Source organism: Ruegeria sp. YKSD179 (assembly GCF_059612885.1).
Genome location: NZ_JBXWRL010000034.1, coordinates 16,883 through 37,472 on the forward strand (window position 1 = coordinate 16,883; position 20,590 = coordinate 37,472).

26 protein-coding genes are annotated in these 20,590 nt (G+C 52.8%); 14 read left to right on the top strand and 12 right to left on the bottom strand.

Translation table 11 applies throughout. The annotated features are described in order from the left end of the window. Positions 1 to 427: 427 nt before the first annotated feature. The 6 genes from AC2FNE_RS15725 to AC2FNE_RS15750 form a co-directional block, all read right to left on the bottom strand. The gene (locus AC2FNE_RS15725) at positions 428 to 1,051 is read right to left on the bottom strand and encodes a trimeric intracellular cation channel family protein (RefSeq protein ID WP_170608418.1); all 624 of its coding nucleotides are present in this window, start codon (positions 1,049 to 1,051) and stop codon (positions 428 to 430) included. Next, a complete protein-coding gene (gene rnhA / locus AC2FNE_RS15730; protein WP_496805773.1) occupies positions 1,048 to 1,515 on the bottom strand; it encodes a ribonuclease HI in 468 nt (155 codons plus the stop codon). Before rnhA ends, AC2FNE_RS15725 begins: the two co-directional genes overlap by 4 nt. Beyond that, positions 1,508 to 2,101, bottom strand: a complete 594-nt coding sequence (locus AC2FNE_RS15735) for a class I SAM-dependent DNA methyltransferase (protein ID WP_170608416.1) — start codon at positions 2,099 to 2,101, stop codon at positions 1,508 to 1,510. The genes rnhA and AC2FNE_RS15735 overlap by 8 nt, the downstream gene beginning before the upstream one ends. Next, positions 2,098 to 2,550: a DUF3429 domain-containing protein gene (locus tag AC2FNE_RS15740; RefSeq protein ID WP_170476864.1), complete on the bottom strand. Its 453-nt coding sequence runs from the start codon at positions 2,548 to 2,550 to the stop codon at positions 2,098 to 2,100. Before AC2FNE_RS15740 ends, AC2FNE_RS15735 begins: the two co-directional genes overlap by 4 nt. After that, positions 2,547 to 3,497: a 4-hydroxy-3-methylbut-2-enyl diphosphate reductase gene (ispH, locus tag AC2FNE_RS15745; protein ID WP_496805774.1), complete on the bottom strand. Its 951-nt coding sequence runs from the start codon at positions 3,495 to 3,497 to the stop codon at positions 2,547 to 2,549. The genes AC2FNE_RS15740 and ispH overlap by 4 nt, the downstream gene beginning before the upstream one ends. A 198-nt stretch (positions 3,498 to 3,695) precedes the next feature. Further along, positions 3,696 to 4,271 carry a LabA-like NYN domain-containing protein gene (locus tag AC2FNE_RS15750; protein ID WP_170608412.1) on the bottom strand — a complete coding sequence of 192 codons (576 nt, stop codon included), beginning with the start codon at positions 4,269 to 4,271 and terminating at the stop codon, positions 3,696 to 3,698. A 138-nt stretch (positions 4,272 to 4,409) separates the two neighbouring features. On the opposite strand from AC2FNE_RS15750, the gene folK reads away from it, so the two are divergent. The 12 genes from folK (at position 4,410) to AC2FNE_RS15810 (ending at position 14,093) form a co-directional block, all read left to right on the top strand. After that, the gene (gene folK / locus AC2FNE_RS15755; RefSeq protein ID WP_170608410.1) at positions 4,410 to 4,979 is read left to right on the top strand and encodes a 2-amino-4-hydroxy-6-hydroxymethyldihydropteridine diphosphokinase; all 570 of its coding nucleotides are present in this window, start codon (positions 4,410 to 4,412) and stop codon (positions 4,977 to 4,979) included. 94 nt (positions 4,980 to 5,073) lie between these two features. Then, complete coding sequence (gene rpoZ, locus AC2FNE_RS15760) at positions 5,074 to 5,427, top strand: DNA-directed RNA polymerase subunit omega (RefSeq protein ID WP_170476872.1); 354 nt, start codon at positions 5,074 to 5,076, stop codon at positions 5,425 to 5,427. A gap of 26 nt (positions 5,428 to 5,453) precedes the next feature. Next, on the top strand, positions 5,454 to 7,586 hold the full coding sequence (locus tag AC2FNE_RS15765) for a RelA/SpoT family protein (RefSeq protein ID WP_170608408.1): 2,133 nt from the start codon (positions 5,454 to 5,456) through the stop codon (positions 7,584 to 7,586). Positions 7,587 to 7,602: 16 nt separating this feature from the next. Beyond that, positions 7,603 to 8,301: a DUF2062 domain-containing protein gene (locus AC2FNE_RS15770; RefSeq protein WP_170476876.1), complete on the top strand. Its 699-nt coding sequence runs from the start codon at positions 7,603 to 7,605 to the stop codon at positions 8,299 to 8,301. Then, a complete protein-coding gene (locus AC2FNE_RS15775) occupies positions 8,294 to 9,040 on the top strand; it encodes a pyridoxine 5'-phosphate synthase (RefSeq protein ID WP_170608406.1) in 747 nt (248 codons plus the stop codon). Before AC2FNE_RS15770 ends, AC2FNE_RS15775 begins: the two co-directional genes overlap by 8 nt. Beyond that, the gene (locus AC2FNE_RS15780) at positions 9,037 to 9,660 is read left to right on the top strand and encodes a LysE family translocator (RefSeq protein WP_170608404.1); all 624 of its coding nucleotides are present in this window, start codon (positions 9,037 to 9,039) and stop codon (positions 9,658 to 9,660) included. The genes AC2FNE_RS15775 and AC2FNE_RS15780 overlap by 4 nt, the downstream gene beginning before the upstream one ends. 43 nt (positions 9,661 to 9,703) lie before the next feature. Beyond that, complete coding sequence (locus AC2FNE_RS15785; protein WP_496805775.1) at positions 9,704 to 10,681, top strand: NADPH:quinone reductase; 978 nt, start codon at positions 9,704 to 9,706, stop codon at positions 10,679 to 10,681. Between the two features lies 1 nt (position 10,682). After that, a complete protein-coding gene (gene acpS, locus AC2FNE_RS15790; RefSeq protein WP_170476884.1) occupies positions 10,683 to 11,102 on the top strand; it encodes a holo-ACP synthase in 420 nt (139 codons plus the stop codon). A gap of 59 nt (positions 11,103 to 11,161) precedes the next feature. Then, positions 11,162 to 12,001, top strand: coding sequence for a signal peptidase I (gene lepB / locus AC2FNE_RS15795; protein ID WP_496805776.1), 840 nt, complete (start codon positions 11,162 to 11,164; stop codon positions 11,999 to 12,001). Next, entirely contained in the window at positions 11,998 to 12,678 is a 681-nt protein-coding gene (gene rnc, locus AC2FNE_RS15800; RefSeq protein WP_170476888.1) for a ribonuclease III, read from the top strand. The genes lepB and rnc overlap by 4 nt, the downstream gene beginning before the upstream one ends. 180 nt (positions 12,679 to 12,858) lie before the next feature. Continuing rightward, positions 12,859 to 13,767, top strand: a complete 909-nt coding sequence (gene era, locus AC2FNE_RS15805) for a GTPase Era (RefSeq protein ID WP_170608503.1) — start codon at positions 12,859 to 12,861, stop codon at positions 13,765 to 13,767. Next, entirely contained in the window at positions 13,764 to 14,093 is a 330-nt protein-coding gene (locus AC2FNE_RS15810) for a DUF1491 family protein (RefSeq protein ID WP_496805777.1), read from the top strand. Before era ends, AC2FNE_RS15810 begins: the two co-directional genes overlap by 4 nt. A gap of 92 nt (positions 14,094 to 14,185) precedes the next feature. Here AC2FNE_RS15810 and AC2FNE_RS15815 read toward each other — a convergent pair whose 3' ends face one another. Further along, the gene (locus AC2FNE_RS15815; RefSeq protein WP_170608398.1) at positions 14,186 to 14,836 is read right to left on the bottom strand and encodes an FkbM family methyltransferase; all 651 of its coding nucleotides are present in this window, start codon (positions 14,834 to 14,836) and stop codon (positions 14,186 to 14,188) included. A 413-nt stretch (positions 14,837 to 15,249) separates the two neighbouring features. Here AC2FNE_RS15815 and AC2FNE_RS15820 point away from each other — a divergent pair, with 413 nt between their 5' ends. Together AC2FNE_RS15820 and recO are read left to right on the top strand one after the other, a co-directional pair. Then, positions 15,250 to 15,573, top strand: coding sequence for a SemiSWEET transporter (locus AC2FNE_RS15820; RefSeq protein ID WP_170608396.1), 324 nt, complete (start codon positions 15,250 to 15,252; stop codon positions 15,571 to 15,573). Between the two features lie 88 nt (positions 15,574 to 15,661). Continuing rightward, positions 15,662 to 16,387: a DNA repair protein RecO gene (gene recO, locus AC2FNE_RS15825; protein ID WP_170608395.1), complete on the top strand. Its 726-nt coding sequence runs from the start codon at positions 15,662 to 15,664 to the stop codon at positions 16,385 to 16,387. Here recO and AC2FNE_RS15830 read toward each other — a convergent pair. The 5 genes from AC2FNE_RS15830 to AC2FNE_RS15850 form a co-directional block, all read right to left on the bottom strand. Beyond that, positions 16,371 to 16,763, bottom strand: a complete 393-nt coding sequence (locus AC2FNE_RS15830; RefSeq protein WP_496805778.1) for an META domain-containing protein — start codon at positions 16,761 to 16,763, stop codon at positions 16,371 to 16,373. The two genes, recO and AC2FNE_RS15830, sit on opposite strands and share 17 nt — an antisense overlap. Positions 16,764 to 16,807: 44 nt before the next feature. Continuing rightward, positions 16,808 to 17,359 (bottom strand): hypothetical protein, encoded by a 552-nt coding sequence (locus AC2FNE_RS15835; protein ID WP_170476897.1) that lies wholly within the window; start codon positions 17,357 to 17,359, stop codon positions 16,808 to 16,810. 187 nt (positions 17,360 to 17,546) lie between these two features. Further along, positions 17,547 to 19,238, bottom strand: coding sequence for an acyl-CoA dehydrogenase family protein (locus AC2FNE_RS15840; RefSeq protein ID WP_496805779.1), 1,692 nt, complete (start codon positions 19,236 to 19,238; stop codon positions 17,547 to 17,549). A gap of 253 nt (positions 19,239 to 19,491) precedes the next feature. After that, entirely contained in the window at positions 19,492 to 20,055 is a 564-nt protein-coding gene (locus AC2FNE_RS15845) for a hypothetical protein (protein ID WP_496805780.1), read from the bottom strand. A gap of 29 nt (positions 20,056 to 20,084) precedes the next feature. Then, positions 20,085 to 20,375, bottom strand: coding sequence for a hypothetical protein (locus tag AC2FNE_RS15850; protein WP_170608388.1), 291 nt, complete (start codon positions 20,373 to 20,375; stop codon positions 20,085 to 20,087). Positions 20,376 to 20,590 lie beyond the last annotated feature (215 nt).

Sequence of the window (20,590 nt, forward strand, 5' to 3'; positions counted from 1 at the left end):
ATTGGCCATGTTTTTCGGCACTAATGTATTGAGGTGCACGCCCGGATTTCCTGGTCAACTGATGGGCTTCGGCGTCGGTTATCCAATGCACCCCGTTTTACTTGAGATGAAGCAACTTTGAGCCAACTTAAATTCTAGTCGTCGCCTATTCAGTAAAAGCAATTGCTGTATCAAAGATGTGCAGTACCCCTCTCCGCCAGTTGGGTTACTTAGACTACAGATACTCTCCAGCAGTGAAAGTTTTCGCAGGCATCAGTTTGCAATTCACGGCGATTGCTATCTGAAAACGGATATGTCCAGCCGGATGCTACCAGAGCACTATTACGTGGAGACGCTGTTTCAACATCGAGGTTTTGTGAAGCGACGCTGTTACTGACCTCACATAATTCAATCAGATTAAGTAGGTTTGGATGAATGACGTTTTCGTTTATGTGCGTGGCGGGCGGCCTTTATAGACCGGCAACCGCCAACCAAACATCAGAGATCCAGCCCGGAGTGCCCAGCAAATCAGAGCGCACAGTCCAAGCGACGGAAGAATTTCAAGGCCAAGCCGCGTCGCGAAAACTGCGGTTAATGCGCCTGCAAACGCGCAGGATACGTATAGCTCACCCTGTTTCAGAACCAACGGAACTTCGTTGCACACAACATCCCGCATCAATCCACCGAGGCAACCTGTCGTAACGCCCATCAGAACAACAATCACCCCCGATTGCCCTAAGGACAAGGCAGCGCCGGTACCGGCCGCAGCAGCAATGGACAAGGCAAAACTATCCAACCAGATCAGCCAGTTGTAGCGACTTTCCATAAGGTGTGCTGTGAAGAATACCAAGATGGCAGCGGCGCATGCGATCAGAATGTAAGCTGGCTGATCGACCCAGAACACTGGGTGCCTATCCAGCAATAGGTCACGAACTGTACCGCCGCCCACAGCGGTCAGGCAGGCAATGAAGGCAAAGCCCACTAGGTCGAGTTGCGCGCGACTCGCCACCAGCGCTCCGGTCAACGCGAAGACCAGAACAGAGGCGTAATCCAGCAGAGCCAGCCCGCTCACGTTTTGGCCTTTTTTGGTTTGAACGGTGCCATGCCCGCGCGTGCCAGTTCGTCGGCACGCTCGTTTTCGGGGTGTCCCGCGTGTCCCTTAACCCATTTCCACGTAACGTTATGTCGTGTTTGGGCCTCGTCCAGCCTTTGCCACAAGTCGACGTTTCTAACCGGTTTTTTGTTTGAGGTTTTCCATCCGTTGCGCTTCCACCCGAAAATCCAACCGGTGACGCCGTTCTTTACGTAGGCGCTGTCTGTGACAATGGTAATCGTTGTGGGGCGGTCGAGTATTTCAAGTGCGCTTATCGCGGCCAGCAATTCCATTCGATTGTTGGTTGTTTCCGCCTCGCCGCCGTTCAATTCCCGCTCTCTGATTAAGGTTTCTCCATCTAATGCACGCAGCAAAACGCCCCAGCCGCCCGGTCCGGGATTACCTGAACACGCGCCATCTGTATAAGCAAAAAGATCAGGCATGCGTGGCCAGTCCGATCCAGTCAGATACCGATCCATCAAGCCCGGTACCGCTGCCAAGATAGCTCTCGATCACGGTAAAGCCTGCATCTTGGACAATTTGCTTCAATTCGTCTTCGCTGTAGTAGCAGTAGTATCGCCCCAACCTGTCCGGGCCATCCCCTTGGCCCAGCTTCATGGCAATATAAAACACGCCATTCGGTTTCAACGCCTTATGAATTGCTGCCAAGTGTCTTGGGAAATCGCGGCGATTGGCGTGCAAAAGGCTAAAATTGGCCCAGACGCCATGATATTTCTCTGTTGCATCGAGTTCACCGAACGCTGCCTGCTGCGCAACTACGCCGGGGTGCTTGGCTGCCAGTTTAACCATTTCCGTTGATGCATCGATGGCTTCAACCTTCAAACCTGACTGCGCCATAACCGCTGCCGACATCCCCGGACCACAGCCAATATCTAACACCGTGCCGCCTTGGGGGACGGATTGAATGAAACGGGTCAATTGCGGATCGGCGGAATTGTCCTCATCCGTCAACGCAGCGTAGCGGGCGGCCTGCGCGTTGTAGACGGAAATCGTATCTTGGTCGCTCATAGGTATACTCCGACAGACAAGCACAGAACCACGATCGCGGTTAAAAGGATGCGGAGCTTCATCCACCAGCGAGGGGCCAGCCCCCAATACCAAAACACCGCGTCCAGCAACAAAAGAGCGGCAAAGCCAACGATTAGGTTGATCGCGGCGCTGACTGGTCCGCCCCCTGTCGTGAAAAACGCCCAAAGCGCCGGAAGAACGGAAAGTACGTAACATGTGGTCGCCTTCCCGCCTGACGTCTTTGTGGCAAAGCCCCAAAGAATCCCCGACATAAAGCTGAGAATAACCGACCCGTAAAAAAGCTGCACATAAGGGCCTACAAAACGGGCGCCGAATGTTCGCGTGCCCCAGTCGTGTAGGTCTCCATTTATCAAGGTCAGGGCGCCCCAAATGAATGGAATCAACCCGGCCAGTCCTAATATCAACGGTGATTTGGGTATACCACTCACACTGGTTGCCTCAGAACGCGCGGCACTTTGAATTCTACATTTTCGACAGCGGTTTCGACCAATTCCACGCTGAGATCGAACCTATCGCGGAAGGCGTCGATCACTTCGTTCACCAAAACTGCGGGCGCGGACGCGCCCGCAGTCACCGCGATGCTACTTATCCCTTCTAGAGCCCGCCAATCTATGTCTGTGGCGCGCTGAACCAACTGGGCGTAGTTGCATCCGGCGCGCGACGCAACTTCGACCAAACGGCGCGAGTTCGAGGAATTCGGTGCGCCGACGACCAAAAGCGCGTCGGATTTCGGTGCCACAGCTTTGACAGCCTCTTGCCGATTTGTCGTGGCATAGCAGATGTCTTCTTTGTGGGGACCAACAATCGCCGGAAACCGCGACTCCAGCGCGGCGATGATGTCCTTTGTGTCGTCAACCGACAGAGTGGTTTGCGTCACAAAGGCCAACTTTTCCGGATCGCGTACTTCCACATTGGCCACATCTTCGACCGTTTCGACCAGCAGCACTTCGCCTTCGGGCAACTGCCCCATTGTGCCAATTGTTTCAGGGTGCCCTTTGTGGCCGATCATGACCATTTGCAATCCCGCGTCCGAGTGTCGCTGCGCCTCGACATGAACTTTTGAAACCAGCGGGCAAGTTGCATCAACGAAGATCATCTGGCGCTGTGCTGCAGTTGCAGGAACTGATTTGGGAACGCCATGGGCGGAAAAAATCACAGGCCGATCATCGGGACATTCATCGAGTTCCTCAACAAACACCGCGCCTTTAGATTTCAGCCCGTCCACCACAAATTTGTTGTGGACAATTTCATGGCGTACATAGACCGGGGCGCCCCATTTCTGCAACGCCATTTCAACGATCTTGATGGCGCGATCGACCCCTGCGCAAAAACCACGCGGGGCAGCCAAGTATAGTGTTAGTTGCGGCTTGCTCATGGGTGTCTCCTTGAAAGGGACACGTAAGGCTTTTGCATCCATTGGTCCAGTGATCCCGAACCTGTCATTTCTTTGATACAGAAGACTGTTAACTAATCTGTATTTCAGAAGGTGATTATCGTTAATGAAATGCGGCCAGGTTCTCCCCGGAACCTGACCGCATCTTTTCTAAATTTTTAGCGAAAGCGACGGGCTTGTTTATTCCCCGTTTGCAGCCATCATACCGCGCGCTTCCTCGGGCTCTTCCCGAGGAGGTCGTCCAACGACATCGCGAAGGTCTTCCAGTTCGATAAAGTTGTCGGCTTGCCGGCGCAACTCGTCTGAGATCATGGGCGGTTGGCTGCGTATCGTCGAGACGACGGAAACCCGTACGCCCTGACGTTGCAGGCTAGCTATAAGCGGGCGGAAATCCCCGTCACCCGAAAACAGCACGATATGATCGACCCGCGGTGCCAGCTCCATGGCATCAACGGTCAATTCGATATCCATATTTCCTTTGACTTTCCGACGCCCCATACTGTCGGTGTATTCCTTGGCCGGTTTGGTGACCATTGTGAAGCCGTTGTAATGCAGCCAGTCAACCAACGGACGGATAGGAGAATACTCGTCGTTTTCCAGAAGCGCTGTGTAGTAGAAGGCTCTGAGGAGTTTACCTCTGCGCATGAATTCCTGACGCAGCAACTTGTAGTCTATGTCAAAACCCAGAGCTTTTGCGGCCGCATAAAGATTCGAGCCGTCGATGAACAGCGCTAGCCGTTCGTCCTTATAAAACATAAATAGTCCCTTTCGGTATAAGCCATCGCGCCGTGATATCCGTGAGTGTAAAAAATTTGGTCGGAGCGATGGTGTATCTAAAAATAGATGTTCTGGCTTTTATCGCAAGTATGCTCTGGACTGAATATGGGGTAAAACATGCAAAAAACATGCTCAAAAGCGGTAATAGCGCTTGGTGCAAATCTCAAGTTGAGAGGAAATGGGCCAAGGGAAACCCTTGAACAGTCAATCATTGCTATGCGCGACTCGGGTTTGGTGATTCGGTCCCAGAGTCGCTTTTTTTCGACACCATGTTTTCCCGCGGGCGCTGGGCCAGACTATGTTAACGCCGCCATTTCGGTGGAAACAGATCTAACTCCGGACACGGTACTGGGGGTGTTACACGATATCGAAAGAGAGTTCGGGCGCGAGCGTTCTCTGCGATGGGGTATGCGTACATTGGACCTTGATTTGGTCAGCTGGGACGCTTTAGTGCTGCCCAACCAGAGTGAATACGATCATTGGAGGAATTTGCCTGCCTCAGCGCAGATTCAGCAAGTTCCGGAACGTCTTATCTTGCCGCATCCCCGTCTGCAGGACAGAGCATTTGTGTTGGTGCCGATGGCTGATGTTGACCCAGAATGGCACCATCCGGTGCTGGATAAAACGGTTCTTGATATGATTGCGGATCTTCCCGACGAAGATGTTGCAGCTATTGTACCTTTGTGAACCGAGAAATTAGGGCATTTCTCGCTTGTCAAGGCGGACAATCGGCCTTAGATAAACGTCTTCCTGCCACGGATTCAATTACGGAGAGCACCCCATGGCCCGCGTTACGGTTGAAGATTGTGTAGACAAGGTCCCGAACCGGTTCGAACTGGTTATGCTTGCCGCCCACAGAGCGCGCGAAATTTCCGCTGGTGCCTCGATCACCGTGGACCGCGACAACGACAAGAACCCCGTTGTTTCATTGCGTGAAATCGCTGACGAAACCCAAAGCGCGGACGAACTGCGTGAGAGGCTGATCGAAGCCAACCAGACCCAGATCGAGGTCGATGAGCCTGAAGAAGATCAGATGGCGCTTTTGATGGGGGCCGAATCGGACAAACCCGTTGATGATGACATGTCCGAAGAAAAGCTCCTGCGCGCTCTGATGGAGGCGCAGGGCCAGGGGTAAGCCCAAACTACGAAGGTGCGGACCGGATGATTTCTGCTGACGACCTGATTGCGCTGGTCCGCAACTACAACCCCAAAACTAACGCGGAACGCATCGCCCGGGCCTATGAGTTCGGTAAGCAGATGCATGATGGACAGTTTCGGCACTCAGGCGAGCCTTACTTCGTCCACCCGGTTGCCGTGGCTGCCATACTGACAGAGCAACGTCTGGATGATGCGACTATCATCACTGCTTTGCTGCACGACACAATCGAAGACACCAAGGCCAATTATGGTAAAGTAGCTGAGTTGTTTGGCGACGAAGTCGCCAAGCTGGTCGATGGCGTCACGAAGCTTACCAATCTGCAACTTTCTAGCCGAGAGACCAAGCAGGCTGAGAATTTTCGCAAGCTGTTTATGGCAATGTCCAAAGATTTGCGGGTAATTCTCGTAAAGCTTGCTGACCGTTTGCATAACATGCGCACGATCAGGGCGATGCGGCTTGAAAAACAGGTGGTTAAAGCCCGCGAGACGATGGATATCTATGCGCCGCTTGCTGGCCGCATGGGCATGCAATGGATGCGTGAAGAGTTGGAAGACTTGGCTTTTCGCGTTCTTAATCCAGAGGGCAGACAATCGATCATTCGCCGGTTCATTACGCTTCAAAGGGAAACTGGGGATGTGATCCACCGGATTACCGGTGACATGCGTCATGAGTTTGAAAAGTCTGGTATCGAGGCCGAGGTGTTCGGTCGAGCAAAAAAACCCTATTCGATCTGGCGCAAGATGCAGGAAAAGGATCAGGGTTTTTCGCGACTGTCTGATATATACGGGTTCCGTATTATCACTGGGTCGGAAGAAGACTGTTATCGGGCTCTCGGCGCGATCCATCAGCGATGGCGCGCGGTGCCGGGACGTTTCAAAGACTATATCAGTCAACCAAAGTCGAATGGCTATCGGTCCATTCACACCACAGTATCAGGCCGTGACGGAAAGCGGGTCGAAGTTCAGATACGTACCAGACAAATGCATGACGTCGCTGAAACGGGTGTTGCTGCACATTGGTCTTACCGGGACGGCGTGCGTTCAGAAAACCCTTTCGCCGTGGACCCTGCAAAGTGGATATCGAGCCTAACGGAGCAGTTTGACAGCGAAGAGGATCACCAAGATTTTCTCGAAGCGGTCAAGCTTGAGATGTATTCGGACCAAGTGTTCTGTTTCACCCCAAAAGGCGACGTCGTTAAATTACCGCGTGGAGCGACACCAATTGATTTCGCATATGCCATTCACACACGTATCGGCCATGCCTGCGTAGGGGCGAAAGTGGACGGCATTCGGGTGCCGCTGTGGACTCGTCTTAAAAACGGTCAGTCGGTGGATATCATCACTGCAGACGGTCAAACGCCGCAGGTCACATGGCTGGAAATTGCAGTTACCGGTAAAGCCCGTACCGCCATCCGTCGGGCCTTGCGAGAAGTTGACCGTAAACGCTTTATCAAACTGGGAAGGGAACTGGCACGTGCCGGTTTCGAAAACGTCGGTCGAAAAGCTACCGACAAGGCATTGGACACAGCTGCAAAGCATCTGCGTCTAAAAGACAGCAAAGAGCTGTTGGCTCGTTTGGGCAGCGCCGAGTTGACTGCGCATGAAGTGATAGAGGCCGTGTACCCGGAACTTGCAAAAGATGAAGGCGATGCGATTCCCTTGCGTCGCGCGGTGATCGGACTTGAGCCGGGGCAAGGATTTGAGCGGGCGTCGTGCTGCCAACCGCTGCCAGGTGAGCGTATCGTCGGTATTACCTACCGTGGCAAAGGTGTTGTAGTACACGCGATGGATTGCGATCGATTGTCTGAATTCGAAGAACAGCCTGAGCGATGGGTTGACTTGCACTGGCATTCCGGAACCCACCCCGCAGTCTATGGCGCTACTTTGGACCTAACAATAGGTAATGATGCCGGTGTGCTGGGTCGTATTTGCACATTGATCGGCGAGAAAAAGGCCAATATCTCGAACCTTGTATTTGTGGACCGCAAACCGGATTTTTACCGTTTGCAGATCAGTGTGGAGCTGCGCGATCTGGAACAGTTGCATTCTCTGATGCTGATGCTTGAAGCCGAAAGCGATGTCGCTGCGGTCGAACGGTATCGGGACAGGGCGAAAACGAAGATCGCGGCAAGCTGAGAAGGGGTGATCAGGAGTGGTATTCAAGCGCCGAGATCGACGCTCGCCTGTCCAGATCGCTTCGGAATTCGTCTATCCGCGTGGCGGATGGACCCGGGCCTTTCACTACGTGAAACACCGTGTGCGTCGGTTGCCAGACTCACCTGAGCGAATAGCGAGGGGAGTCGGGGCGGGGGTTTTTGCAGCGTTCACTCCATTTTATGGTCTCCACTTTGTAGTCGCTGCTATTTTGGCACGGTTGATCAACGGCAATATTCTGGCTGCTCTCAGCGGAACATTTTTTGGCAACCCATTAACCTATGTACCCATCGGTGTAATTTGTTTGCAGACGGGACATTTCATTTTGGGAACCAAATTTGATGAAGGGGCTACGCATGGGCTTATGGGCAAATTTGCAGATGCTCTTGGAGATTTAAAAAATAACATAATCGCTTTGTTCACCGATGACGTAGCGGATTGGCGAGGTCTGGAAATATTCTACCATGAGGTTTTCTTTCCCTACATGATAGGTGGGATAATTCCGGGAATTGTGGCTGGGGCTGTTTGTTCGTACCTCAGCCTTCCATTGATTAGGACCTACCAACAACGTCGTCGGGCCAAGATCAAAGCGAAATTCGAAGAAATCAAACGCTTGGCACAGGCCGAGACTGCCGCTCACCTGACGAACGCATTAGGGTCGGCCTCAGGGTTCAAGAAGGAATCGAATGATGTCTGAAAACTATTTGCGTCTGGGCGTGAATATCGACCATGTCGCGACCGTCCGTAATGCCCGGGGCGGAGATTATCCCGACCCCCTGCGCGCAGCCAAAATAGCACAAGAAGCTGGGGCTGACGGGATCACAGCGCATTTGCGAGAAGACCGCCGACATATCTCTGACGCCGATATCGACGGTTTAATGGAGGTTTTGTCCGTTCCGTTGAACTTCGAAATGGCAGCAACAGATGAGATGCAAAAGATTGCGCTGCGTCACAAACCGCATGCGGTTTGCATCGTGCCTGAAAAACGAGAGGAACGTACAACCGAGGGTGGGCTGGACGTCGCACGAGAAGAAAACAGGCTAGCCCACTTTATTGCGCCCTTGCGCGACGTAGGCTGCCGTGTGTCGATATTTATAGCCGCGGATCAACGCCAGATCGAAGCGGCCCATAGGATTGGGGCAGAAGTGATCGAGCTGCATACCGGCGCGTATTGCGACGCTTTCGCGGAAGGCCGGGAAGAAGAAGCAGCGCGTGAGTTGGCGTCGCTGCGTGACATGTCGACATTTGCCTATTCCTTGGGGCTGGAGGTACATGCAGGACACGGTTTGACATATGACACCGTTAAGCCTGTTGCTGCGTTCCCCGAGGTGCGTGAACTGAATATCGGGCACTTTTTGATTGGCGAATCTATTTTCCTTGGTCTGACACCAGCGATTGTGGAAATGCGTCGTTTGATGGACGAGGCTCGGAAATGATCACACCGACTTTCTTGGCTATCTGGTTGGCTTGGTTAATGGCAGGGGGTTCTCCGGGGCCAGCGACCATGGGTATCGCTGGAACAGCCATGAATGAGGGTCGCTCTGCTGGGTTGGCATTCGCTCTTGGTATTTGCGCGGGCTCGGCAGCTTGGGGCATCGCCGCAGCATTGGGTTTGTCTGCGATAATGCTTGCCAACGTATGGTTATTCGAAGCGATCCGCTATGTTGGGGTTGCATACTTGGGCTGGTTGGCTCTCAAAGCGTTACGTCGGGCTATGAGCAAAGATGACGTGGCGATGGGCAATCCGGTTACCGGTTCGTATGGCACCATCTTCGCCAAAGGAGCGGCTATTCACCTGACTAACCCCAAGGCGATCCTTAGCTGGGGTTCGATCTATGCTATCGCTGCCCCGAACGAAGCCAGCCTATTGATGTTGCTCGGATATTTCGGTTTGCTCTATGCGGGATCGCTTTTGATATTCATTGGATACGCCTTCCTGTTTTCGTCCGAGCACATGGTTCTTGCCTATCGCCGCGCCCGCCGTTGGTTTGACTTCGCCTTCGCCGGGTTCTTTGGTGTTGCAAGCTATAAGATATTGACGGTGCGGCTGACGTAGGCAGCTTAGCTCATGAGACATTTTCTCAAAACGAGGTGACGGTGTGAAAGCTATTACATATCGCGAATTTGGGCCTGCTGCAGATGTGTTGGAGGTGACCGATATGCCGGTCCCTTCACCCGGCCCCGGAGAAGTTCTGGTACGCGTCAAGGCGTCAGGGATTAACCCCTCAGATGTAAAGCTGCGCGGCGGAGCACGGCCCGGCGCGGCTATGCAGTACCCGGTCGTTATTCCTCATTCCGATGGGGCCGGGGTGATCGAAGCTGTTGGGGCAGGAGTTGATGCCGCAAGGATCGGTGAGCGTGTTTGGATCTGGAACGCACACTGGCAACGCGCTTTCGGAACAGGGGCGGAATATGTGGCCTTGCCGTCAGAGCAAGCTGTGTTTCTGCCGGACACAACCAGCTTTGCTGAAGGCGCGTGTTTCGGAATTCCCGCTATGACAGCTTGGTATGCGTTATATTGTGACGGGTCGATTGCTGACAAAACTGTTTTGGTCACAGGTGGTGCAGGGTCTGTGGGCCGATACGCCTGTCAAATGGCTACGCTGGGTGGGGCCAGGGTCATTACCACCGTTAGCTCTGAAGAAAAGGCAGCCCATTCCGGGGCGGCTGAATGGATCAACTATCGCACACAGGACGTCACCGAAGCAGTTTTTGACCTTACAGGCGGAGAAGGTGTGGATCGCATAATCGAGGTGGATTTTGCGGCTAATCAGGAAGCGTCACTTTCTTTGATCCGCCCCGGTGGAACCATCGCAAGCTATGCTTCCGCTTCGCGTATGCGGCCCGAGTTGGATTTCTACGGGTTCATGTTCAAAAACATCCGCCTACATATGCTTATCGTATATCAACTCGATGCCTCGGCGCGTCGGCGAGGGGAGGACCAACTTAGCCAGTGGTTAGAGCAAAGGGCATTGGGTCACGCCGTCGTTTCGGGAGGGCACCTGACAGACGCGGCCAAAGCCCATGTTCAGGTCGAAACCGGGGAAAAACTCGGCACCGTCGTGTTGGAGGTTTGACTTGATCCTGGGCGTCGGCACAGACCTAGCGAACATTGACCGCATTCAGGGTACGCTTGACCGGTTCGGCGACCGGTTTCGCAACCGTGTCTTTACTGAGATCGAACAGCGCAAAGCGGAATATCGACACGATACCGCTGGTACCTATGCCAAACGCTGGGCGGCGAAAGAGGCATGTTCCAAGGCGCTTGGAACTGGCTTGCGCATGGGGATTGCATGGAAAGACATGGCGGTAACCAATTTGCGCACAGGTCAACCGGTTATGCACGTCACTGGTTGGGCTGCCGAGCGCCTGAAGGAAATGACTCCAGAAGGGTACGAGGCAATCATACATGTAACTCTTACCGACGATCATCCCTGGGCACAGGCTTTTGTGGTGATCGAAGCTCGCCGCGTTCAAGAAGCGGTTGCGCAGCCTTGACTTGCCAAGACCCGCCCCGCATGTAGCACTCCAACCACTTAAGGACCGGAGAGAGCAGTATGGCCGAGGAAGCCAAATCAGGAAGCGCCGTTTGGGAGACGATCAAAACAATCGTCTACGCCTTGTTGATAGCAGGCGTGTTTCGCACGTTGTTCTTTCAGCCGTTCTGGATTCCGTCGGGATCGATGAAACCGACACTGCTGATTGGTGATTTCCTGTTCGTCAACAAAATGGCCTATGGCTATTCTTATGCGTCCTGCCCAAGCCTTATCATCCCAAGTGTCGGATTGAACATCGACGCAGAAGATATCTGTGGTTGGATGCAAGGGGATGACAATACCCGGATTTGGGGTGGGGAACCTGAACGCGGAGACGTTATAGTCTTCCGCCACCCGGTCACTGGCCGCGACTATATCAAGCGGCTGATCGGTTTGCCCGGTGATCGTATTCAGGTGCGTGATGGGACCGTGACTTTAAATGGGACACCATTACTGCAGGAACTAGATGGCGTATTTACCGAAACAGCAGAGCCGCAAGGACCGCAAGGCCTTCGACCAAGGTGTGAAAACGGGCCGGTTGGTGTTGGCGGTGTCTGTGAAAAGTCACGCGCGATTGAAACCTTGCCAAATGGTGTTTCGTACGAAGTGCTGAATATTGGCAATCAGGGTTCGGACAACACAGGTGTGTACGTAGTACCGGAAGGGCATTACTTCTTTATGGGTGATAACCGTGACAATTCCGCTGACAGCCGTTTGCCGCAGTCAGTCGGCGGCGTCGGATATGTACCTTACGACAACCTTATCGGCCGTGCGGACCGGATCATGTTCTCATCTGCGGGGCGTTCGATGTTGTTTTTCTGGACTTGGCGCGGCGATCGGTTCTTTAAGGCGGTCAATTGAGTGTTTCGACGGAGATAAAAGCCTTCCAGAAGAGGTTGGGCTACGAGTTCAGCAACCCAAAGCTTTTGATCCGCGCATTGACCCATGGGTCAGTTTCGTCTCCTACGCGACCGGACAACCAGCGTTTGGAATTTCTGGGCGACCGTGTGCTTGGGCTTGTAATGGCTTCGGCATTGCTTGAGGCGGACCAAAAGGCCACCGAAGGGCAACTGGCTCCTCGATTTAACGCGTTGGTGAGGAAAGAAGCGTGTGCAGAAGTGGCGCGGCAGATTGATTTGGGTGCTGTTCTGAAACTGGGACGGTCAGAGATGTTGTCAGGTGGACGCCGCAAACAAGCACTACTGGGGGATGCAATGGAAGCAGTCATTGCCGCCATCTATCGTGATGCAGGGTTTGAAGCCTCGCGCGACGTCATTTTGCGCCTTTGGGGCGACCGGATTCGTAATGTCGAATCCGATGCGCGTGACGCCAAAACAGCGCTGCAGGAGTGGGCTCAGGCCCGTGGACAAAATCCGCCGTCTTATGTCGAAATTTCGCGTAGCGGACCGGACCATTCTCCCCTCTTTACTATTGCGGCGCGTCTGCAAGATGGAACCGAGGCGCAAGCAACGGCAGGATCAAAACGACTTGCCGAGCAAGCGGCCGCTAAAGCGATGCTGACAACCCTGACGAAGTAAACTAAGTGCGACGGCACTCAACTTGATAAATGAACTCGGGCGGCCGTATCAAGATTTGGCAGACGTAAGATGCCTCGCCAAAAGGTGGCAATGGGCCAAACCTATACTTTTCCAAAACCCTCTAGCCCGTATCGGCTTTCTGGGATAGGGATGCGCCCTGCAAACTGGATCGCATATCATATGACCAAACACGCCGGATTTATAGCACTAATCGGAGAGCCTAACGCGGGCAAATCCACTTTGTTGAACCGCATGGTTGGGGCCAAGGTTTCGATTGTGACTCACAAAGTGCAGACCACGCGGGCTCGAATCCGTGGCGTCGCAATAGAAGGCGATGCACAGCTGATATTTGTGGATACTCCCGGACTTTTCAAACCGCGCCGCCGGCTTGACCGGGCGATGGTTGCAGCGGCTTGGGGCGGGGCGGCTGATGCTGATATCGTGGTCCTGATGGTCGAAGCCCACCGCGGGATCACTGAAGGGGTTGAACATATACTCGATGGCCTCGAGGAGATCGGGCAAAACCGCAAGGTTGCCCTGGCAATCAACAAGATCGACAAAGTGCCGTCGGAGAAGCTATTGGCGCTGACATCTGACCTGAACGCACGTTATCCATTTTCCGAAACTTTCATGATTTCGGCGGAACGCGGTCACGGTGTGGATGATCTACGCAAGTGGCTGGCATCTCAGCTGCCAGAGGGTCCATGGCTCTATCCCGAAGATCAAATCGCTGATCTGCCTTTGCGCATGATTGCGTCGGAAATGACGCGTGAGAAATTGACCCTGCGCCTGCATCAGGAACTGCCCTATCAACTAACCGTTGAAACTGAGAACTGGGAAGAACGCAAGGACGGGTCAGCCAAAATTGATCAGGTCATTTATGTAATGCGGGACGGCCACAAAGGCATTGTGCTTGGTAAAAAGGGTGAGACGATAAAGGCGGTAAGCCAAGCGGCTCGTGCAGAGTTAGAAGAATTTCTAGACCGCAAAATCCACCTGTTCCTGCAGGTCAAAGTCCGTCCTAACTGGTTAGAGGAATCCGAGCGTTATTCGGAGATGGGACTGGACTTCAAAGACGGTAACGCATGACCCGACTGACGGCGGAATTCTGGGTTCACGCCTACCTGGCGCGTTTGCGGTTTCAAGAAATTCCTGCCTTTGTGGTTGCCCACGGCGACGACACAGCTGGTGCGGTTTTGATCAAGTTGAATACTCTGGATGGTCAAGCCACGGCATTTCAACGCAGCTTTGACCTGATGAGCGGTGAACGCAAATGGATCGAGTTGTCCAACGGTCCCGAGAAGGACGTAGATCAGGCAATTCAACGCCAACTTAGTTTTGACCCCGACCTTTGGGTGATCGAAGTCGAAGATCGGCAGGGGCGACACATGTTGGGGGAAGAGGGGCTGGATTAGTTCCAGGTTGCCAGTCGTCTGCGATTTGGAGCAATAAATTCGAAACTCTACAAGTCCTACGGCAAAGTTTTGGTGCATTGAAACCAATCTGTTTATTTTAAACGATAGATCGCATTGCGTCCGAATTTCGCATCCAACTCGTAACCTGTATTAGTAAGCAATTTGCCAAGGTCTGATTTCCAGGCCTTGTTGTGCTCGACCTCAAACAAAACGGATTTTGGCAGTTGTGCAATCGGCATATCGGACAACAATGGCGCCAAGACACGATCTTCGTGGCCTTCGACATCGACTTTTATGAAATCAATTGGCGTTTGTTTATCTGGAGGCAAAAAGTCACTTAATTTTCGAACTTGGACGCGAGTAGGTGTCGCGCCTTTTTTGGGTTTACTTAAGCTAGCCTCGCCCAAATTTGTGTCGACTGGAACGTAAAGGTCCAACTCGCCCGCGCCGTCAGAAATGGCGCAAGGATGAACCTGAATGCTGTCGAAGCCGTTCAACGCAATATTCTTTTCTAGTCTGGCGCGCATGGTTGGATTTGGTTCGAACGCATGGATGGCAGAACCAGGCACAGCAATAGCAGCGATTCTAAGGCTATAAACCCCTGCATTGGCACCAACATCATAGGCGGTAATCGGGCGATCCGGCAGACCGTTCAAAACGTGGTTTAACGCACGTTCTTCCATCGTTTTCCCTTTTTGCCAAATCAGAAACTCGGTATGATTGTCAGACGGATGGACCTCCATTCGGCAACCTTTGTAGTCAACTTCGGTAGGACGTAGGTTGCGTCGAATTAACCGCCTAATTTTCTTCGGAGTCGTCGGATCGTTGCAAATCTGTCGAAGAAGATCGTGGGGCCATTCCATAAAGTCGTGTCTCGTACCGGCAGAAAACGTTTCCTGGAGAACCTAATATCATTTGGGCTGCTTACTGAAACCAGATTATTCGCTCAATTGATCGACGGCGGCATTCATATCTACGGCCATCACAAAAAACCTTGCTGTAGATTTGTGGTTGCCAGCAACCTACGGACTAGATTTCTGCGAAATGTTGCCATCAAAACTTGGTCTGGCTACACGAACCAAGTACCTTAACAGAGAGTTTCTTTAGCCAGGGCCGCATAAAGAAAAAATACACAGCGAGTAAGGGAGGACCGCTTTTGTTGCATTCAATTGGTCAGAAGTTCATCAAATCCGACCTTGGTCGGGTTATGAAGCATTTTGAGGGATTCATGGTGTTCGTCGGCGTCGTTGGACCCTTTGCAACACTTCCACAGCTGGCGAAGCTTTATTTCACCCATTCACAGCATGCGCCCGGTCAATCACTGGTTACGTGGTCGCTGTATGCGGCATTGTCGGTTCTTTGGTTCGTCTATGGTCTGATGGTCAATAAACTGCCGATTTATGTAGGCAATGGCATTTCAATGGTACTCAATGCGCTCATGGTTGTTGGTATCCTTCTGCACGCAGGTGTTACGTTCTAAACATGATCTAAGCCGTCCGACTTGCGGCGTTGAACGCTTTGCGGTTTTCTAGATCAGTAAGAACCACCCCAGCAGAATAGGACAGGACTTGGACTGGCGCGATCACGGTATACTTCTGACCTCACGCCGCCACGGCGAAACGTCTGCGATCATCGAAGTCTTTACCGAGTCTCATGGCAGACACGCAGGCGTCGTCCGTGGTGGTACAAGTCGAAAAATTGCACCTGTTCTGCAGCCAGGAGCTCAATTGGATCTGTTGTGGCGCGCGCGTTTGGAGGAACATATTGGGACGTTTCAAGTTGAACCGTTGCGGTCCCGCGCCGCCGCCGCGTTTTCAGGGCGTCTCGCATTGGCGGGGTTGAATGCAGTTGTCGCCCTTCTTTCTTTTTGCATGCCAGAACGCGAACCTCATCCGGGTATTTATAAACAAACCGAACAACTTATGGACCTATTGGGTCAGGACGAGGTTTGGCCGCTTGCCTATATGCGGTGGGAGCTCGCTTTGTTGGAAGAGCTCGGGTTTGGCCTGGATCTCAGCCGGTGTGCAGTAAACGGTGCGACGGAAGGGTTGTCATTCGTGTCACCAAAATCAGGTCGAGCTGTAAGTTCAGAGGGCGCTGGTGAATGGGCTGGCAAGCTGCTGCCGTTACCACCTTGCTTGCGAGGAGAAGGGAACGCACCAGACGAAGAAATCGCTCAGGGCTTGCGTACCACAGGATATTTTCTCCAACATCGGGTTGCTCCGTCCTTAGGTCACTCACCAATACCCGAGGCCCGAGCCCGATTTATTGATCAATTCAATCGACGGCTTTGAACACCATCTCGTGACCATCGTCATTGCGCAGGATAAGGACATTGCCTGAGACTTCAGACTGCGTCATTGCCATGAGGGCGGCAAAGAAGAACCCTTCGGCTTCAATTCCTGCGCAGAACGCTCTGGTTGCGATCAGGTCTTCTATTTCGAACCAAGGATATGGCGCACTGAGTTTACCTTCGTAACTGTTGCAGGGACCGTTCCCCGCAATGTGCCTCTCCTGCGGAAAACGTACTAGGGCGCTTGCGTCGAAAACCTGACCGTCAACTTCTTGTAGCGCCCAGACCTGATCGGCTGCGCCGTAGGCGGCGACCGTTTCATCCTTGTCGCACTGAAACAGGGAAAATAAGGGCAGGATCAATAACCAACGTGGCATAAATAGTTCCTAGCGTATCCCGGTCACACATCGAATTGATGCGCTCATCCCACACCTCCACTGGCTCGCAACAACTCCTCGCGGACCTCCATGCGCGGTCGCCAGTTGTACCGGGTATCGTCAACAACAGGTGCCCAAAACAAATCACCCCCATATCGCCAAGGGTCCAGGATGATACCCTGATACATCGAGTCCCCGGCTTTGCTGATAAGGGCCGAATGGTGAATGATACGAAATGTTGTCGGCGGTGAGGTCACCCAATGCAGTGAAAGAGTACGAAACTCTTCCTGCCGCAACCGCTTCAGCATGTCTTCCGCCCAATGATTACACAATCCGCGTTCGCGAAATCCGTTGATGACTTTGGCATTGTGCACGATCGCCGAGTCAGTGACTCGGTATTCCCGTTTCAACTGTTGGGAGTAGGAATAGGCAATTTCCGCAGCGCGTCTCGCTTCGTTTGGGTCAACCTCTGGGCCCAATGCCTGAATAGATTGCGCCAAATCGTCGACATCGCCTTGTGTCTCAGAAGGGCCAGCGGAGCACCCGGCCAAAACCAGGGTCATCGAAATGACCAAAAGCGTCGTAATGATTTTCAAACTTGCGTCCCCTTTTGGTCCCCGGACATCGGCAATGGGTCTTTTGCTGCTGACTTCGTTTTTGCGAAATCATCAACGGATCAAAAGGGGAAGTTCCCCCTGCTGCACATCATGATGCCTGTTCAAAAGAAAGAAAAGACCCGGCGCAAAAGCCGGGTCAAGTTGGGGAAACCGCAACGGCGTCGAATTAGGCGAGCAACCGTCGCGCGATAACCTGCGCTTGAATTTCTGCAGCGCCTTCGAAAATGTTCAGAATACGTGCATCGCAAAGCACCCGGCTAATCTTGTATTCAAGTGCAAAACCATTTCCGCCATGAATTTGTAAACCATTGTCAGCAGCGGCCCATGCCACTCTCGCGCCCAACAGTTTGGCCATACCAGCCTCAAGGTCGCATCGCTGGCCGTGGTCTTTTTCCCAAGCCGAAAAATAGGTAAGCTGGCGGGCTATCATGATTTCGACCGCCATCATTGCCAACTTGCCAGAAACCCGGGGAAAGTTGATAAGCGATTTACCGAATTGCTTGCGGTCCTGCGCATATTGCATCGCGATGTCCAGCGCGCTTTGGGCCACACCAATGGCTCGGGCGGCGGTTTGGATGCGCGCGGACTCGAAGGTTTCCATAAGCTGTTTAAAGCCCTTACCTTCCTCACCACCCAAAAGGTTCTCGGCCTTTACGTGGAAACCATCAAAACCCAACTCGTATTCCTTCATACCGCGGTAGCCCAGAACCTCGATTTCGCCTCCGGTCATCCCGGGTGTGGGGAAAGGCTCATGATCCGCGCCAGGGGTTTTTTCTGCCAGGAACATGGACAGGCCACGGTGGTCGGTACTTTCCGGGTTGGTGCGGGCCAGCAACGTCATTACGTGGGTACGTGCTGCGTGGGTGATCCAGGTCTTGTTTCCAGTGATGCTATAATCCCCGTTCTCGTCCTTAACCGCGCGGGTCCGGAGACTACCCAAGTCCGAGCCCGTATTCGGCTCTGTAAATACTGCAGTTGGCAAGATTTCAGCACTTGCAAGTTTAGGAAGCCATTCGGCCTTTTGTTCGTCGGTACCGCCTGCAAGGATCAGCTCTGCCGCGATTTCCGAACGGGTACCAAGAGAACCCACTCCGATATACCCGCGCGACAGTTCTTCGGACACCACGCACATTGAAGCCTTGGACAAGCCAAAGCCGCCGAACTCTTCGGGTATCGTCAGGCCGAAGACGCCCATTTCAGCCAGTTCCTCGATGACTTCAATCGGGATCAGCTCATCCTTTAGATGCCATTCATGGGCATTCGGCTCGACCTTTTCGATGGAGTATCTTCGGAACTGATCGCGGATCATCTCCAACTCTTCTTCAAGACCGGAAGCGCCGAACATAGTCGCTCCAAATTGGTCTTGCATCAACTCGACCAAGCGGGTGCGCGCGGCCTGACTGTTGGCCTGTGCCATCAAAGATTGAACTTCATTGCACTGAAAGCCGGACAGCGCATCCCAACCCAGCCCCAAATCTTGCAACCGCACGACCTCGCCCTGGTTCATCGGAATACCGCCCGCGACCTGGTGGAGATACTCGCCAAACGCTATCTGATGTAATAGTTGCTCGATTTCTCCGAACTTTCCTTTGGCTGATAGCGCCTCTGCCCATCGCTGCATTTGCTTAAGTGATTGATGGTAAGTGGCAAGCCATGCCAACCCGTGGGCTGCCGTTTGGTGTTCTTCAACCAACGCTCCTGAAACGCGACCATCCTGTGTCACCAATTCAAGAACTGCCACGCGAGCACGGTTAAAGACAGTCTCAACCGCCGGTATCGCTGCGCCGGTCAAAGTTAACAGGTCAGGCAAAATAGGAGTTTGGGTCGTGTCAGTCATGTCTTGTCCGTCATGGGCCATGAATCGCGTCCTTCTCTGGATTGTCTGGTCATACCATGCTGCAGGTGCAGCGCAACAAAAATGCGTCAATAGCTGAAAAAAAGTTCAATAATTGCGTAATGATTTTTGCACTGCAGAGAAATTTTCGGACCCAAATTCTGTTCAAGGTCTCATTAGAGGCGATGAATCTGTTTAGTTATACAAGTGGTGACGGGGATTGGCCGGGCCATTTTATCTTTCGGCGGAGGTATCGCCGACCACCGTTAGCAACGAGTTATTCTTCACGGCTTATTAGCCCGCTTCGTTTGTCAAAAAACCAAAACCCGAAATACAATCCCAGCATCAGAAAAAAGAGACCGGAAATATCGCCAATCAAAAAAGCGATGTACTCCGCCGCAGCGCTACCAAAAGTCAGATTCGTCAGCCCTGATACCAAAAAGGAAGTCACGATGCCGACTCCCATCACGCAAAGCCAACATGGTCGCTGGTGGGGGTTAGGGAACAGGTCCCAACCAAGCCATTTGCAGGAATAAAAAACAATCGGGGCGGTCGCCACTGCAATAGCCATTGCGAACAGACGGCTCGGTAAGAACACATCCCACCCGCCGACCATGGCGAATACAAAAAATACTCCCGGCAACAAAGCGATGATAGAGCGCCATCCCAAAAGCCAAGCTGACAATACGCGCACGCCGTGGGGCAGAAATAGCAGACTGGCATGGCTGGGATATTCGGGAAAGAATATGTTTTGGAGCGGCATCAACATTTCAAAAGTGAGAACTGACGCAATCACATAGGCCGATGAGGCCAGCAAAGTTTCAAAAACCCACCTTTGCACCAGATATGTCGCCTTACATCAAATGTGCGTCATTTGGGGCCATGCACGATATACCGTCCCCGGTTTGCGCTGCCGCTTTGCGACATATAGCCTTTTTGAACAAGCGACTTAAGAGCCCGGAAAAAAGTGGGGCGCGAGACACTTTGGACCAGTGTGTGTTCAATTAGTCCGAATGTCCGCACTTCATCACCGCGTTTCGATAATTCCTCTGCAGCATAGTAGATGTCGCGCTCGACCGGAGACAGCTCTTCGAGGCCCAGTGTTCTCTCCATGCTTTGCATCAACTTGCGTAATTCGGTTAGCTTCGAAATCTCAGTCATAACGTACCTGTCATGTTCAGTGCCAATTTCCGGTGAGTTTCGGACGCATAAGCGGTGCGTGACTAGGGCAATCTCCGCGTAACTTATTGACACTATTCCCCATTTTACTTGCCGTTGATCCGCCTTGAACTGGGTGTGAGTGGTTTGGCAAAGGCAGATCAAAAGCTGTTCAAGTTTTTTCCCAACGAGTAAGCGCTGGGCCCGTCTAGTCGTAT

Bases quoted from the DNA above. Each gene is read 5' to 3' on its own strand.
- rnhA (WP_496805773.1), bottom strand. From the start codon at position 1,515: ATGCCTGATCTTTTTGCTTATACAGATGGCGCGTGTTCAGGTAATCCC.
- AC2FNE_RS15735 (WP_170608416.1), bottom strand. From the start codon at position 2,101: ATGAGCGACCAAGATACGATTTCCGTCTACAACGCGCAGGCCGCCCGC.
- ispH (WP_496805774.1), bottom strand. From the start codon at position 3,497: ATGAGCAAGCCGCAACTAACACTATACTTGGCTGCCCCGCGTGGTTTT.
- AC2FNE_RS15750 (WP_170608412.1), bottom strand. From the start codon at position 4,271: ATGTTTTATAAGGACGAACGGCTAGCGCTGTTCATCGACGGCTCGAAT.
- folK (WP_170608410.1), top strand. From the start codon at position 4,410: ATGCAAAAAACATGCTCAAAAGCGGTAATAGCGCTTGGTGCAAATCTC.
- rpoZ (WP_170476872.1), top strand. From the start codon at position 5,074: ATGGCCCGCGTTACGGTTGAAGATTGTGTAGACAAGGTCCCGAACCGG.
- AC2FNE_RS15765 (WP_170608408.1), top strand. From the start codon at position 5,454: ATGATTTCTGCTGACGACCTGATTGCGCTGGTCCGCAACTACAACCCC.
- AC2FNE_RS15775 (WP_170608406.1), top strand. From the start codon at position 8,294: ATGTCTGAAAACTATTTGCGTCTGGGCGTGAATATCGACCATGTCGCG.
- AC2FNE_RS15780 (WP_170608404.1), top strand. From the start codon at position 9,037: ATGATCACACCGACTTTCTTGGCTATCTGGTTGGCTTGGTTAATGGCA.
- lepB (WP_496805776.1), top strand. From the start codon at position 11,162: ATGGCCGAGGAAGCCAAATCAGGAAGCGCCGTTTGGGAGACGATCAAA.
- era (WP_170608503.1), top strand. From the start codon at position 12,859: ATGACCAAACACGCCGGATTTATAGCACTAATCGGAGAGCCTAACGCG.
- AC2FNE_RS15810 (WP_496805777.1), top strand. From the start codon at position 13,764: ATGACCCGACTGACGGCGGAATTCTGGGTTCACGCCTACCTGGCGCGT.
- AC2FNE_RS15815 (WP_170608398.1), bottom strand. From the start codon at position 14,836: ATGGAGGTCCATCCGTCTGACAATCATACCGAGTTTCTGATTTGGCAA.
- AC2FNE_RS15830 (WP_496805778.1), bottom strand. From the start codon at position 16,763: ATGCCACGTTGGTTATTGATCCTGCCCTTATTTTCCCTGTTTCAGTGC.
- AC2FNE_RS15840 (WP_496805779.1), bottom strand. From the start codon at position 19,238: ATGGCCCATGACGGACAAGACATGACTGACACGACCCAAACTCCTATT.
- AC2FNE_RS15850 (WP_170608388.1), bottom strand. From the start codon at position 20,375: ATGACTGAGATTTCGAAGCTAACCGAATTACGCAAGTTGATGCAAAGC.